At 71.7% G+C, this 13,476-nt stretch carries 12 protein-coding genes; 6 read left to right on the top strand and 6 right to left on the bottom strand.

All coding sequences use genetic code 11. The features are described from left to right. Nucleotides 1–3: 3 nt before the first annotated feature. The 4 genes from F563_RS0105595 to F563_RS0105580 all read right to left on the bottom strand — a co-directional run bounded on the left by F563_RS0105595 (nt 4) and on the right by F563_RS0105580 (nt 4,274). The gene (locus F563_RS0105595) at nt 4–828 is read right to left on the bottom strand and encodes an ABC transporter permease (RefSeq protein ID WP_019013668.1); all 825 of its coding nucleotides are present in this window, start codon (nt 826–828) and stop codon (nt 4–6) included. After that, on the bottom strand, nt 825–2,045 hold the full coding sequence (locus F563_RS0105590) for an ABC transporter permease (RefSeq protein ID WP_019013667.1): 1,221 nt from the start codon (nt 2,043–2,045) through the stop codon (nt 825–827). The genes F563_RS0105595 and F563_RS0105590 overlap by 4 nt, the downstream gene beginning before the upstream one ends. A 19-nt stretch (nt 2,046–2,064) precedes the next feature. After that, nucleotides 2,065–3,102 carry an ABC transporter substrate-binding protein gene (locus F563_RS0105585; protein ID WP_019013666.1) on the bottom strand — a complete coding sequence of 346 codons (1,038 nt, stop codon included), beginning with the start codon at nt 3,100–3,102 and terminating at the stop codon, nt 2,065–2,067. Nucleotides 3,103–3,167: 65 nt separating this feature from the next. Continuing rightward, nucleotides 3,168–4,274, bottom strand: coding sequence for an ABC transporter ATP-binding protein (locus tag F563_RS0105580; RefSeq protein WP_019013665.1), 1,107 nt, complete (start codon nt 4,272–4,274; stop codon nt 3,168–3,170). Nucleotides 4,275–4,422: 148 nt separating this feature from the next. Here F563_RS0105580 and F563_RS0105575 point away from each other — a divergent pair, with 148 nt between their 5' ends. Further along, nucleotides 4,423–6,576, top strand: a complete 2,154-nt coding sequence (locus F563_RS0105575) for a putative bifunctional diguanylate cyclase/phosphodiesterase (protein ID WP_019013664.1) — start codon at nt 4,423–4,425, stop codon at nt 6,574–6,576. A gap of 3 nt (nt 6,577–6,579) precedes the next feature. Here the strand turns inward: F563_RS0105575 and F563_RS0105570 are convergent, their stop codons facing one another. Further along, nucleotides 6,580–9,057, bottom strand: coding sequence for a hypothetical protein (locus tag F563_RS0105570; protein ID WP_019013663.1), 2,478 nt, complete (start codon nt 9,055–9,057; stop codon nt 6,580–6,582). A gap of 193 nt (nt 9,058–9,250) precedes the next feature. Between F563_RS0105570 and F563_RS21675 the strand changes: the two genes are divergently transcribed. The 5 genes from F563_RS21675 (at nt 9,251) to F563_RS25295 (ending at nt 12,589) form a co-directional block, all read left to right on the top strand. Next, nucleotides 9,251–9,523 (top strand): hypothetical protein, encoded by a 273-nt coding sequence (locus tag F563_RS21675; protein ID WP_019013662.1) that lies wholly within the window; start codon nt 9,251–9,253, stop codon nt 9,521–9,523. Next, nucleotides 9,523–9,975, top strand: coding sequence for a hypothetical protein (locus tag F563_RS0105560; RefSeq protein ID WP_019013661.1), 453 nt, complete (start codon nt 9,523–9,525; stop codon nt 9,973–9,975). Before F563_RS21675 ends, F563_RS0105560 begins: the two co-directional genes overlap by 1 nt. Before the next feature lie 99 nt (nt 9,976–10,074). Then, nucleotides 10,075–11,100: an enoyl-CoA hydratase/isomerase family protein gene (locus F563_RS0105555; RefSeq protein ID WP_019013660.1), complete on the top strand. Its 1,026-nt coding sequence runs from the start codon at nt 10,075–10,077 to the stop codon at nt 11,098–11,100. Next, nucleotides 11,097–12,329 (top strand): chlorohydrolase family protein, encoded by a 1,233-nt coding sequence (locus F563_RS21670; protein WP_211211369.1) that lies wholly within the window; start codon nt 11,097–11,099, stop codon nt 12,327–12,329. The genes F563_RS0105555 and F563_RS21670 overlap by 4 nt, the downstream gene beginning before the upstream one ends. Then, nucleotides 12,302–12,589: a hypothetical protein gene (locus F563_RS25295; RefSeq protein ID WP_245557101.1), complete on the top strand. Its 288-nt coding sequence runs from the start codon at nt 12,302–12,304 to the stop codon at nt 12,587–12,589. The genes F563_RS21670 and F563_RS25295 overlap by 28 nt, the downstream gene beginning before the upstream one ends. Here F563_RS25295 and F563_RS0105545 read toward each other — a convergent pair. After that, nucleotides 12,586–13,473 (bottom strand): EamA family transporter, encoded by an 888-nt coding sequence (locus F563_RS0105545; protein WP_342662322.1) that lies wholly within the window; start codon nt 13,471–13,473, stop codon nt 12,586–12,588. The genes F563_RS25295 and F563_RS0105545 overlap by 4 nt on opposite strands. Nucleotides 13,474–13,476: the final 3 nt, after the last annotated feature.

Here is a 13,476-nt window from a genome sequence, read left to right as displayed (position 1 = left end):
GCACTATACGCGATCGGCAGCGCCGGCCAGCCGATCCGAGCGGCTGCGCAGCCACCAGACGGTCGCCATCAGCAGGATCGAAAGCGCGATCAGCAGGGTCGCGGCGGCGGCGATCGCGAGGCTCAGATGCTCGTTCAGTCCCGCGAACATCTGCCGCGGCAGCGTGCGCTGGCCGGGGCCGGCGAGGAACAGCGCCACCACGACCTCATCGAGCGAGATCGCGAAGGCGAACAGCGCCCCGGCCGTCACGCCGGGCGCGATCAGCGGCAGGACGATGCGGCGGAAGGCGCGCGCCGGCCCGGCGCCCGAGGCGGCGGCGGCGCGCAGGAGGGTGCGGTCGAAGCCGGCGAGCGTGGCCGAGACCGTCACCACGACGAAGGGCGAGGCGAGCGCCGTGTGCGCGAGGATCATGCCGGCATAGGTGTTGGCGAGCCCGACCGGCGCATAGGCGAATAGCAGCCCGACCGCGACCACGACCGAGGGCACGACCATCGGCGCGATCAGCACCGCGAGCACCAGGCCGCGTCCCGGGAAGCGCGCGAGCCACAGACCGAGGGCGGCGAGCGTGCCCAGTGTCGTTGCGAGCGCGGTCGCGCCCGCGCCGATGATCAGGCTGTTGATGACCGAATCGAACCAGAACGCGCTCTCGAAGAATTCGCGGTACCAGCGCAGCGACAGCCCGGGCAGGGGGTAGTGCAGGAACGATCCGGCCGAGAACGAGAGCGGCACAATCGCGGCGATCGGCGCGACCAGGAACAGCAGCACCGCGAGCGTGACCGCCCAGAGCGCGGCCCGTCCCAGCCGCCCGGCAGGGGTGCGTGCGCTCATGCCACGCGCACCCGCGCCTCGCCCGCGAGTCGCGCATAGACCGCGAACAGCGCCGCGGTGGCGACCAGCAGCAGCGCCGAGAGGGCCGCCGCCATGCCCCAGTTCACCGTGCGCGAGGCATAGAAGGCGATGAACCAGGAGATCATCTGGTCGGACGCGCCGCCGAGCAGCGCGGGCGTGATGTAGTAGCCGAGCGCCTGGATGAACACCATCAGCGATCCCGCCGCGACCCCGGGCAGGCTGAGCGGCCAGGTGACGCGCAGGAACACCCGCCACGGCGGCGCGCCGAGCGAGGCCGCCGCGCGGCCGAGCCCCGGCGGGATCGCGCGCAGCACCGCATAGAGCGGCAGGATCATGAACGGCAGCAGGATATGCGCCATCGCCAGCACGACGGCGAAGCGCGTGAAGATCATCTGCACCGGCGCCTCGATCAGCCCGAGGCCGAGCAGCGCGGTGTTCACCACGCCCTCGCGCTGGAGCAGCACCACCCAGGCGGCCGTGCGCACGAGCAGCGAGGTCCAGAACGGCAGCAGCACGAAGGCGAGCAGCACGGCCGCCTGGCGCGTGGGCAGGCTCGCGAGCAGCGCCGCGACCGGGTAGCCCGCGACCAGACAGAGCAGCGTCACCAGAAGGCTGATGCCGAGGGTGCGCACGAGCACGTCGCGGAAGATCGCCTGCTCCGCCGGCGCGGCGACGATCCGTCCGGCTTCATCGCGTTTCAGGTCGATCGCGGCGAGCAGGTAGAAGTCGGTCACCGGGCCGCCCGCGCGGCGAATGGCGGCCCAGGTCGCGCGCTCGCCCCAGGCCGGGTCGGCGGCGAGCAGCGCGGCCTGGGCGTCCTCGCCCGGTCCCGGCAGCCGACGCGCGGTCGCGAACATCAGCGTGCGGAAGCCGTTGATGTCGTAGTTCAGCCGGGTCGCGGCCTGGGCGAGCGTGCCGGCGGCACGGGCCTCGCGCATGTCCTCGGCGAGGGCGGCGAAGGCATCGGGGCCGGGCAGGCCCTGGCCGTCCCAGTCGGCCAGCGCGGCGGTGACGCGCGGCAGCACGCGCGGCACCTCGGTATCCTGCACCCCGCGCGCGAGCAGGGCGGCGATCGGCGCGGCGAAGCCGATCAGCAGGAACAGCAGGAGCGGCGCGACCAGCAGTACGGCTGCCGCGCGCCGGCGCAGCCCGGCCCGGCGGACCCGGCGTGCGAGACCCGCGGCGGCGTCCGCCATCAGCCGCCGCGTCGCGTGGTCAGCGGGCCGCCCAGGCGTTGAAGCGCTGGGTCAGCCGGTCGATGTTCTCGAGCCAATACGCGTCGTCGATCTGGATCGCGGTCGCGATATTGGCCGCCGTGGTCGGCAGGTCGGGCTTCACCTCGGCCGGGATCAGCGCGTCGGCGCCGACGGCGGGCACGCCGTAGGGGATGCGCGGGGGCAGCTGCGCCTGGGCCTGCGGCTGGCCGGCGAAGGCGATGAAGGCATAGGCCGAGGCGAGGTTGGGCGAGCCCTTCATGATCACCCAGGAATCGATCGTGTAGAGGTTGTTGGTCCAGACGATCGCGAAGTTCCGCCCGTCATTCTTGTTCGCCGCCGAGATGCGGCCGTTATAGGCGCTCGCCATCGCCACCTCGCCGGCGGCGAGGAGTTGCGGCGGCTGCGCGCCGGCGGTCCACCACACGAGATGAGGGCGGAGCTGGTCGAGCTTGGTGAAGGCGCGCTCGACCCCGGCCTCGGTACGCAGCGCCGCATAGACCTGGTTCGCCGGCACGCCGTCGGCCAGCAGCGCGATTTCCAGGTTGGTCTTCGGCCCGCGCCGCAGCGCGCGCTTGCCGGGGAAGCGCTGCACGTCCCAGAAATCGGCCCAGGATCTCGGCCCCTCGCCGGTGATGCGCGCGCGGTCATAGGCGAGGATGAAGGAGTAGTAGATCGCGCCCACGCCGCATTCATGCACGGCATCCGGCCGGTACGCCTCGCGGCCGCCGACGCGGGCCCAGTCGATCCGTTCGAACAGCCCCTCCTCGCAGCCGACCAGCAGTTCCTCGCTCTCGACCTGCACCACGTCCCAGTTGTTGGCGCCGGACTGCATCTTGGCACGCAGCACGCCGATACCGCCGTCCCAGGTCTCCTCCAGCAGGCGAATGCCGCGCGCCTGCATGAAGGGCTGGAAATACACGGCGCGCTGCGCGTCCTGATACGCCCCGCCCCAGGAGACGATGGTCAGGTCGCGCGCCTCGGCCGGCGCGGCGACGACGGCCGCGGCCAGCGCGGCGGCAAGCATCAGCGGTCTCATGACGTGTCTCTCCCCGATCCGACAGGTCCGGCGGCGCGGACTCTAGCGGCGGAAGCCGCCGCGGCTCAATCGCCGGGCTCGGGCGCAAAGGCGATCGCGTGCTCGGGCTGCCAGGCCACGGCCGCTTCCGCGCCGGCGACCAGGCGCGGGTCGGCGGCCGCGATCGGCCGCTTCGCCATCACCTCCGCCCCGCCTTCGAGCGCGAGCCTCACCCGCACGTGGTCGCCGAGATAGATCGTCTCAACCACGCGCGCGGGGATCGCGTCCTCCGAGAGGTCGGCGGCCGGGCCGGGTGCGAGCGCGATCCGCTCCGGCCGCACCGACACGACCGCGCGCGCGCCGGCCGTGCCGCAATCGCCGCGCATCGCCCACAGGCTGCGCCCGCCCGCGAGCGCGACCTTGACCATCCCGTCCTCGCTGTCGATCTCGCTCACGGTGCCGGCGAGACGGTTGTTCTCGCCGATGAAGCGGGCGACGAAGGCGTTGGCGGGACGCTCGTAGAGCTGGGCTGGCGCATCGAGCTGCTGCACCGCGCCGTGGTGGAAAACGGCGATCCGGTCCGACAGCGTCAGCGCCTCCTCCTGGTCGTGCGTGACATAGACCACCGTGACGCCGAGCTGCTCATGGAGGTGGCGGATCTCCAGCTGCATCTCGGCGCGGAGCTGCTTGTCGAGCGCGCCGAGCGGCTCGTCCATCAGCACCAGCGAGGGCTCGAACACCAGCGCGCGGGCCAGCGCCACGCGCTGCTGCTGTCCGCCCGAGAGCTGTGCGGGGCGGCGTTCGCCGAAACCGCCGAGCCGCACCATCTCCAGCGCGCGGGCCACCCGCGCCGACCGCTCGGCGCGGGCCATGCCGCGCACCTCGAGCGGGAAGCCGACATTCTCGGCCACCGACATGTGCGGGAACAGCGCATAGGACTGGAACACCACGCCGATGCCGCGCCGGTGCGGCGGCAGCCGGCTGACATCGCGACCCTCCACCTCGATCCGCCCGGCGGTCGGAACCTCGAACCCGGCGAGCATCATCAGCGTCGTCGTCTTGCCCGAGCCAGATGGGCCGAGCAGGGTCAGGAACTCGCCGCGGGCGATGTCGAGATCGAGATGGCGCACCACCGGGGTGACGCCGTCATAGGACTTCTCGACGCCGAGGAAGCGGACGATCGGGGCGGACATGGGCGCGGCACGCTGCCAGCCGCGCGCCCGCCGGGCAAGCGGGGCCTGCGCGACGGTTCGCCGCAGCGGCGCGCGCCGCAGGCCGCGAAACCGACCGTCAGCAGTGGCGTTATCGGGCCGTTAAGCCGTCGCGCCGAAAGATTGCGCCATGTCGAGCGGCAGTCCCCTGTCTCCGCACGCCGCGCTACCGCGTCGGCGCTGGGAGCGGGCCCTCACCGGCGGGCTCATCCGGGCAGCGGCGCGCCTGCGGCACGGGCTGCGCGCCGCGCTGGCCCACGCGGCGGGGCCGGAGGCTGCCGAGGCGTCGCGGCTGCTCGCGTCACTCGACCAGGCGGCCGACGGTCTCGTGCTGATCGGCCGCGATGGTCGGATCGTCCATGCAAGCCGCCGGGTGCCGGAGCTGCTGCCGACCGCCGCCGGGCTGCTCGCCCCCGGCACGCCGGTCGAGCGGTTCGCGCTCGCCGCCGGCCTCGCGCCCGAAGCCCAGGAGACCGAGGTCGCCGACCCGGGCGGGGTGTGGGTCCGGATCACGCGCAAGCCGACCGCGGATGGCGGGTCCGTGTTGACGGTCTCGGACATCACCGCGCAGAAGCGCCGCGAGGCGGCGCTTGAACGGACCAACGCCCGCCTGGATGCCGCTCTGAACAACATGTCGCAGGGGCTCTGCCTCTACGATTCGGAGCACCGGCTGCTGATCGCGAATCGCCGCTTCTACGAGATCTATCGGCTCGACCCGGCCGTGGTGCGCCCGGGCATCACCTTCCCCGAACTGTTGGCGCGCAGCATCGCCGCCGGCAACCACAACCCCACCGTCGCCAAGACGCTGATCGCGGAGCGTCTCGGCTTCGTCGCGCGTCGCGAATCGGGCATCAGCTTCCAGGACCTCGCTGACGGTCGGGTGATCGCGATCTCGCACGAGCCGATCCCCGGCGGACACTGGGTGGTGACCTACCAGGACATCACCGAGCGCCGGCGGGCCGAGGCGCAGATCACCTATCTCGCACGTCATGACGCCCTGACAGGGCTGGCGAACCGTCTGCAGCTGCGCGAACGCGTCGACCAGGCGCTGGCTCAGCGCGCGGCGGGCGCCCGGGTGGCGCTGCTCAGCCTGGATCTTGACGGTTTCCGTGCCGTCAACGAGGCGGTCGGCCAGCCGGCAGGCGACCAGGTGCTGCGCCAGGTGGCCGAGCGGCTGCTCGCCTGCGCGCGTGACGGCGACACCGTGGCGCGGCTCGGCGGTGACGAGTTCGCCGTGGTGCAGGTCGGGATCGACAAGAGCGAGGCCGCATCCGCGCTCGCGCGGCGGCTGCTGGCCGCGCTCGCGAAGCCTTTCGTCGTCGACGGGCAGGCGGTCGAGCTCGGCGCCTCGATCGGTGTCGCCCTTGCGCCCGAGGATGGGGCCAGCCACGACCAGTTGCTGCATCACGCGCAACTGGCGCTCGATCAGTGCCGTCGCGAACGCCGCGGGGCGATCCGGTTCTTCACGCCGGAGATGGATGCGGCCGTGCAGCGGCGCCGGACGCTGGAGAGCGATCTTAGGCAGGCGATCGAGCGCGGTGAGCTGCAAGCCGTCTATCAGCCGATCCTCGAACTCGCGTCGGGCCGGGTCTCGGGGTTCGAGGCCCTGCTGCGCTGGCGCCACCCGTCGCGCGGGATGGTCTCGCCGGTGGAGTTCATCCCGGTCGCCGAGGAGATGGGCCTGATCGTGCCGATCGGGGCGTGGATGCTGCGGCGCGCCTGCACCGATGCGATGACCTGGCCCGATGGGGTGCGGGTCGCGGTGAACGTCTCTGCGATCCAGTTCCGCGACCCAAACCTGGTCGCGACCGTGGCGACGGCGCTTGCCGATTCGGGCCTGCCGGCAAGCCGCCTGGAGATCGAGATCACCGAATCGCTGCTGCTCGAGGATGAGGCGGCGACCGGGGCGCTGCTGCACCGGCTGCGCGGCCTCGGCGTGCGCATCGCCATGGACGATTTCGGCACCGGCTACTCCTCCCTCGGCTACCTGCGCAGCTTTCCCTTCGACAAGATCAAGATCGACCAGTCCTTAATCCGCGATCTCGACAGCAAGCCGGACAGCCGCGCGATCGTGCGTGCGATCATCGGGCTCGGCCGGTCGCTCGGCATGCGCACGACCGCGGAGGGCGTGGAGGCGCGAACCGTGCTCGACATCCTGCGCACGGAAGGATGCGCGGAGGCGCAGGGCTATCTGTTCAGCAGGCCCTGCGTGGCGGAGCGGGTGCCGGATGTCCTGCGCCGGCTCACGCAGCAGCGCGTCCCGGCGAATGCGGCGGCGGCCTGAGCGCTACGCCGCCTTCTGGCTGGCCTCGTTGGTGCCGAAATCGATCGGGCAGACGCCGCCGGCGCAATCGACGTGCTCGCGTCCGACCTCCTCCTTCGCCTGCGCGCCGGCGATCGCGGCGGCGATCAGCTCGTACTCCGCCTTCGTCACCGGCTCCTCGGGCTGGTATTCGTAGGCGGTGGTGTCGGCCTGCGGCATCACCGCGCAGGCGCGCACGGTCGGTTGCAGCTCCAGCACGGCCTTGCGGAACGCCTCGAAGCTGACGGTCCTGGGATCGTATTTCAGGGTGTAGGAGACCTGGTTGCCGGTGTCGGGCACGAGCGGCTCGCCCTGCTCGTCGACACCGCGGATCCAGTACTTCTCCAGGAGTTGGAGGTAGCGGTACTGCTCTTCCGGCGTGGCTTCGCCGGCGGTGACGATGGCATCCGTCAGGCCGAGCTCGTCGGCCAGCCGCACGATCTCCGGCTTGGTCGGGAACCCCACCACCGTGGTGCCGCGATAGGTGGTGAGCTTGCGCACCGGATAGCCCTTGGCGGTGTATTCGCGCACCATCGGGTCGTCGTTGCGGAATTGCACCCAGCGCAGGTATTCCCGCATCGACGGCAGATGCGCGCCCTCGGTCAGGCCGAACAGCTTGCTGGTGGTGCCGGCCGGCTTGATCGTGGTGTCGGTGTGCGGCGCGGTGAGCCCGAGGGCGGCCGAGTAGCGCACCGCCTCCTCGCGCACGGCGCGCTTGAAGCGCGCGAGCATCATCCAGAACGGCTTGGCGCGCCGCTCGTCGATCATGTCGCGGAAGCCGAGGCCGAAGCGCTTCAGCGCCCATTCGTGCAGCCCGGTGATGCCCACGCCGATGCGGTTGGTGCGCCGCGTTTCCGGCCGGTAGAGGCAGTCCATCAGGTTGACGCGAATCAGCGCGCGGGCGGCGGCGCGGAACGCGGCCTCGGCGTCGTCGTCATCCGCCGCGTGATAGGGCACCACGTCGGCGATCACGCAGTAGCCGCCCAGCATGAACAGGCTGATCTCGCCGCAGGGATTGGTGATCTGGGTGTAGCGCGAGGCGCGCGCGCGCTTCACGAGATCACGCAGCAGCGGATGGGTGTCGGTATCCGCCTGGTACTTCTCGCTGCCCATGAACAGCGCGCCTGACTCATAGGCGTCGAGCCCCTCGTCGTTCGCGACCAGCTTGTCCTGGTTGATGAAGCCGGGCTCGCCGGTCTGGTCGTCATAGGCGGCCTTCACCGCCGCCTCGAACACCGCGTGCGCGTGCGCCCACTCGTCCCGCGTGGCCGCGTCCCAGGCCGGGTCGGGCTCGGACCGGTGCACATGCGCCCAGAATTCGGCGTCCACCGTGATCGAGTTGTTCGACGACCACAGGAAGCCGCCGCGCTTGACCGAGATGAAGCCCAGCACGGAGCGGTCGCGCCAGGTCTTGGTGCTCATCCGCGCCGATCGCCGCGCCCCGCCCACCAGCACGCACTCGGCGAGGTAGTGATCGACGAACAGCGCCGCACGCCAGGGCTCCATGCCCGACCCGCGCACCATCGCCACGCGCGAGAGCGCGTGCATGAACGGGCCGGGCCCCGAGGCCGGGCGGCCCTGCATGCCCATGATCGGCGCGCCCTTGGGCCGCACGCCGGTGAAGTCGAGCAGCACCACGTCCTCGCCGCGACGCTCGAACGCCAGCCGCTCGATCACCTCGACGGCCTTGGCCCAGCCCTCGCGCGAGTCGGCGACCTCGTGCACGAGGATGCGCCCGTGCGTGGCATACATGTGCTCGGCGTCGCGGCGCGTCAGGAAGCCGGTGATGTGGCCGGCCTGCACATCCGCATGGCTCCAGTCGATCACCGGCACGACAATCGGCATGTCGCGCGCCCAATCGACCGCCATCATCGCGTCGTCATAGGCGCGGCCCACGCCCGAACCGTTCAGCAGCAGCAGGTAGCAGAGGAAGCTCGTCGCCGCGGTCGCGCAGTTGGTGAACACCTCCATGTTGCGCGAGGGCTGCGAGGCATCGCCATGCTGGAGGTGTCGGCCGCTCATCAGCAGGGAGGCCTGGCGCAGATGGTGGCGCAGCGTCGTCCGCTCCGCCTCGCGCCACTCGGCACGGGGCTCGAGCAGGCTGTTGCCGAGGGCGACGCGCTCGGCCACATCAGCCCAGGACTCCGTCTCGATCCGCCCGATCGCCTCGATCCAGCCCGAGACGCGCTTGTCGTCGCCGTGTTCGACGAAGAAGTGGCCCTCATAGGCCCAGCCGTTGCGGCGCGCCCAGGCGGCGAGCTGGCGCTCCAGCGCCGTCGAGTCGTCGCGCGGCACCTCGAACGGCACGCGCTTCGGGATCGGCAGGCGGCGGACGATCCGGCGGTTGATGGTGCGGTCGGCCACCGCCTGGCCCATGCCCGGGGCATAGGTGCGCGCCTGCGTCTCACCCCAGGGCAGCAGCGGCTGGGTCGAGGAAACGGGCGGCAGCGGCATCACGGTCATGGACGGAACCTCGGCGGCGGGGACACGCGGAGTCGGAAGGCTACCAACGCGACGCGGGAATTTGCCATAGGATCATCTGCATATTGGGGGGCACTGTGGCCCGCACACCACATCTAGTGTACCCGCCGGGAAGGGAACCCCGGCGCCCCGGGCGCGTCAGATATGGGTGGTGACACGGCGAAGGAGCACCCCGATGGCCAGCAAAGCCGCCCCGCAGCCCACGCTGGAGGAGCAGATCGAGACCCTGCAGGCGCAGGTCGCGCAACTGCTGGAGACTGGCGTCGCCGCCGCCTCGACGGCGGCCCGGCAGGCGCAGGAGTCCGGCGCCGCCGCGGCCGCCGCCGCGCGCGACCGGGCCGAGTTCGCGACCGCCGGACTGGCCGAGGAGGTGCGGGCACGGCCGCTGACCAGCCTCGCGATGGCGGCCGCGATCGGCTGGTTCATCGGGCGGGTCGTGTCGCGCTGATGCCGCCTGCCCTGCGCCTCGCCGGGCTCGCGATCGAGGCCCAGGCCGCGGCGATCCGGGCGCGCACCTGCGCGACCGGCCGTCGCGTCGTGCTGGGGGCGATCGCGGCCGCGCTCGCGCTGTTCGCGCTCGCGCTGCTGCACGTCGCGGGATGGCTCGCCCTGCTGCCGGTGCTGGGGCCGGTCGGCGCGCCCTTGGCCCTGGCGAGCGCCGATCTCGCCCTGGCGGCGGTGCTCGTGCTGGTCGCCCGGCGGCGTGACCCGGCGGCCGAGGCGGCCGAACGGGCGCGCGACGTCGCGCTCGCGGCGCTCGGCCCGACGCTCGCCGCGCCCGCGGGACTGATCCCGCTTGCCGGACTCGCGGCCGAACTCATCCAGGGTCTGCGCCGGCGCCAGAGCAGATCGCACACGGCTGGACTCAGCCGTGTGCGTGAAGATGCTCGCAGGGAATGACCAGAGCGGTTTCCACTCATGTGGAAACCGCTCTAAGCCTCGGTTGCCCGGGGTGGCACGCGCTGCTAGCCAAGTGCCGCCGAGCCCAGGGAGCCGAGGATGAGCGACACCACGACCGAGCCCACTGTGCTGACCGAGGTTCTGCACGGCGTCGGCCGGCTCGTGCTCAACAAACCGCGTGTGCTGAACGTGCTCGACCCGGAGATGATCGCCGCACTCGATGCGGCGCTCAGCGCCTGGCGCGACGATCCGGGCGTCCGGCTGGTCACGATCGAGGGGGCCGGCGGGCGTGCCTTCTGCGCCGGCGGCAATGTTCGGCTGATCCGCGACAACGTGCTGCGCGGCGATGCGGCCGCGTCGGAGGCATTCTTCTCGTCCGAGTACCGCGTGAACCGCATGATCGCGGAATATCCCAAGCCTTATGTCGCCCTGATCGACGGGCTGTCGATGGGCGGCGGCATGGGGCTGTCGATCCATGGCAGCCATCGCGTGGTCACCGAGCATGCGGTGATGGCGATGCCGGAGACGGCGATCGCCCTGTTCCCAGATGTCGGCGGCAGCTATTTCCTGCCGCGCCTGCCCGGCCGGCTCGGGCTCTATCTCGCGCTGACGGGGGCGCGGGTGTCGGCAGGCGACGCGATCTACACCGGGCTTGCGACGCACTACGTGCCGCGCGCCTCGCTGGAGGCGCTGAAGGCGGCGCTTGCGCGCGAGGGCGTGGCCGCGCTGGCCGCACATGCGCACACCCCGCCCGAGAGCCTGCTCGCGCGCGACCGCGCGGCGATCGACCGCTGCTTTGCCGCCGACGATGTGGCCGAGATCCTGCGCGCGCTCGCGGCCGAGGGCACGGCCTGGGCGACGCGCACGCTGGAGACGCTGCGCCAGATGTCGCCGACCAGCCTGTGCGTGACCGCCGAGCTCCTCAAGCGTGGTGCCACCATGAGCCTGCCCGAGTGCCTGGCGATGGAGCTCCGACTGACGCGCGGCGTGATCCGGCACCCCGACTTCGCCGAAGGCGTGCGCGCGCAGGTGGTGGACAAGACGCGCGATCCGAAATGGCAGCCGCCGCGCGTCGAGGAGGTGTCGCGCGCCGCCGTGCTGGCGCTGTTCGACGGCCCCGCGTGAGCACCCTGCCCTGGGGCCGTCTCGACGGCCCGACCCTGCTCACCGCGCGCTGGGTCGTCGGCCACGAGAACGGCCGCCACGTGCTGTTCGAGCGCGGCGAGGTCGTGTTCGAGGGCGAGCGGATCATCTTCGTCGGCCACGACTACCCCGGACCGGTCGCCCGACGGATCGACTACGGCGCGGCGCTGATCGGGCCCGGCTTCGTCGATCTCGATGCGCTGTCCGATCTCGACACGACGATCCTCGCCTTCGACAACCAGCCCGGCTGGAAGAAGGGCCGCGTCTGGCCGCGCGACTACCTCGAGGCTGGCCCTCGCGAGATGTATGCGCCTGACGCGCTCGCGTTCCAGAAGCGGTATGCCTTCGCCCACCTCCTGCGCAACGGCATCACCACCGCGCTGCCGATCGCCTCGCTGTTCTATCGCGCCTGGGGCGAGACGACCGAGGAGTTCGCCGCCGCCGCCGCGATCGCCGAGGAATTGAACCTGCGCGTCTATCTCGGCCCCGCCTATCGCACCGGCAACCAGGTGGTGGAGGCGGACGGCACGATCGCGACGTTCTTCGACGAGGAACGCGGGCTTGCCAATCTCGCCGAGGCGATCCGGTTCTGCGAGGCGTTCGAGGGGCGGGCAGGGGGCCTCGTGCGCACGATGCTCGCCCCGGACCGGATCGAGACCTGCACGCCCGAACTGGTGCGCCGCGGGGCTGCGGCCGCGCGCGACCTCGGCGTGCCGCTGCGCCAGCATTGCTGCCAGTCTGCGATCGAGTACGAGCTGGTGCTGAAGCTGCGCGGCATGAGCCCGATCGAGTTCCTGGCGGGCCTCGATGCGCTCGGGCCGCGCACGCTGCTGCCCCACGGCACGCATGTCGCGGGGTCCTCGCGCATCGCCCGGCCCGGGCGGGATCTCGAGATCATCCGCGACGCCGGCAGCACGATCGTGCACTGCCCGCTCGTCTCGGCGCGCCACGGTGCGGCGATCGAGAGCTTCGCTCGCTACCGCGCCATGGGGCTGCGGCTCGGCATGGGCACCGACACCTGGCCGCCGGACATGCTGCTGAACATGCAGGTCGGACTGCTGCTCTGCCGCGTCGTCGATGGCGATGCCCAGGCCTGCCGGTCGGAGGACACCTACGACGCGGCCACGCTCGGGGGGCCGAGGCGCTGGGGCGGCGCGATCTCGGCCGGCTCGCCCCCGGCGCGATGGCCGACATCGTCGTGTTCGACCTGACCGCGCCGCATCTCGGCCAGGTGATCGATCCGATCCAGACCCTCATGCTCGCCGGGCGCGGCACGGATGCGCGGAGCGTGATCGTCGCCGGCCGTGCCTCGATGCAGGACGGGCACATTCCGGGCGTGGACTGGACCGCGTTCGCCGCGCGTGCCCAGGCGCAGTTCGACGGGCTGAAGGCCCAGTATCCGGAGCGCACCCTCGGTCACCCGCCCGTGGAGGCGATCTTCTCCTCCGCCTATCCGGTTCGGCAGCGCTAGCGGCCGATCAGGATCAGCACGACGCCGATCACCACGAGCACGAGACCGATCACGTCCTCGCGCCGCACCACCTCGCGCAGATAGAGCCGGCTGAAGGCGAGGGTGAACACCATCTCGACCTGGCCGAGCGCCCGGACCAGTGCCACCGGAGCGAGCGCGAAGGCGGAGAACCAGCACGCCGAGCCGCAGGCGGAGAGCACGCCGACGAGGCCGGAACTGCGCCAGGTCGAGACGGCGAGACGCAGCTGCTCGGGCTCCCTTCGCGCCAGCCACCCGCCCATGATCAGCGTCTGCAGGATGTTGGTCGCCACCAGCGTCGCGAGTGCGCGCAGGATCGGATCGGGTCCGTCGAGGGTGAAGTTCGCCATCTTGAACAGCACGGCCGAGAGCGCGAAGGCGCCGCCGGCGCCGAGCCCGCACAGCGCGGCCGGCTGCACGGAGGAACGCAGGAACGCCCCCACGGTGATGCCGCCCTTCGGCAGCGAGAGCGTCAGCACGCCGCCGGCGCCGATCGCGATGCCGAGCCAGGCGATCGGCGTCAGCGCCTCGCTGAGGATGATCCAGGCCGCGATCGCGCCCTGCACGGCCTCGGTCTTGGAATAGGCCGTACCGACGGCGAAGTTGCGATAGCCGAAGGAGCGGATCAGCAGCGAAGTGCCGAGGATCTGGAACACGCCGCCGGAGGCGCAGAGCGTCAGGAACCAGCCATGGGGCGGGGGCGGCAGGCTCGACGTGGCGAGGCACCAGAGCGCCAGCAGCACCGCCGCAGAAGGCGCGCCATAGAGGAAGCGCACGAACGCCGCGCCGTCGGCCGAGAGCGCGCCACGCAGCTTCTGCTGCAACGCGGTGCGCCAGGTCTGGAACAGCGCGGCCCCGACCGTGATCGG

It is taken from the genome of Elioraea tepidiphila DSM 17972 (genome assembly GCF_000378465.1).
GTDB lineage: Bacteria > Pseudomonadota > Alphaproteobacteria > Acetobacterales > Acetobacteraceae > Elioraea > Elioraea tepidiphila.
Note: the sequence above shows the minus strand (reverse complement) of the source record. Positions and strands in the feature narration are given on the sequence as shown.

Bases quoted from the DNA above. Each gene is read 5' to 3' on its own strand.
- F563_RS0105595 (WP_019013668.1), bottom strand. From the start codon at position 828: ATGAGCGCACGCACCCCTGCCGGGCGGCTGGGACGGGCCGCGCTCTGG.
- F563_RS0105590 (WP_019013667.1), bottom strand. From the start codon at position 2,045: ATGGCGGACGCCGCCGCGGGTCTCGCACGCCGGGTCCGCCGGGCCGGG.
- F563_RS0105585 (WP_019013666.1), bottom strand. From the start codon at position 3,102: ATGAGACCGCTGATGCTTGCCGCCGCGCTGGCCGCGGCCGTCGTCGCC.
- F563_RS0105580 (WP_019013665.1), bottom strand. From the start codon at position 4,274: ATGTCCGCCCCGATCGTCCGCTTCCTCGGCGTCGAGAAGTCCTATGAC.
- F563_RS0105575 (WP_019013664.1), top strand. From the start codon at position 4,423: ATGTCGAGCGGCAGTCCCCTGTCTCCGCACGCCGCGCTACCGCGTCGG.
- F563_RS0105570 (WP_019013663.1), bottom strand. From the start codon at position 9,057: ATGACCGTGATGCCGCTGCCGCCCGTTTCCTCGACCCAGCCGCTGCTG.
- F563_RS21675 (WP_019013662.1), top strand. From the start codon at position 9,251: ATGGCCAGCAAAGCCGCCCCGCAGCCCACGCTGGAGGAGCAGATCGAG.
- F563_RS0105560 (WP_019013661.1), top strand. From the start codon at position 9,523: ATGCCGCCTGCCCTGCGCCTCGCCGGGCTCGCGATCGAGGCCCAGGCC.
- F563_RS0105555 (WP_019013660.1), top strand. From the start codon at position 10,075: ATGAGCGACACCACGACCGAGCCCACTGTGCTGACCGAGGTTCTGCAC.
- F563_RS25295 (WP_245557101.1), top strand. From the start codon at position 12,302: ATGGCCGACATCGTCGTGTTCGACCTGACCGCGCCGCATCTCGGCCAG.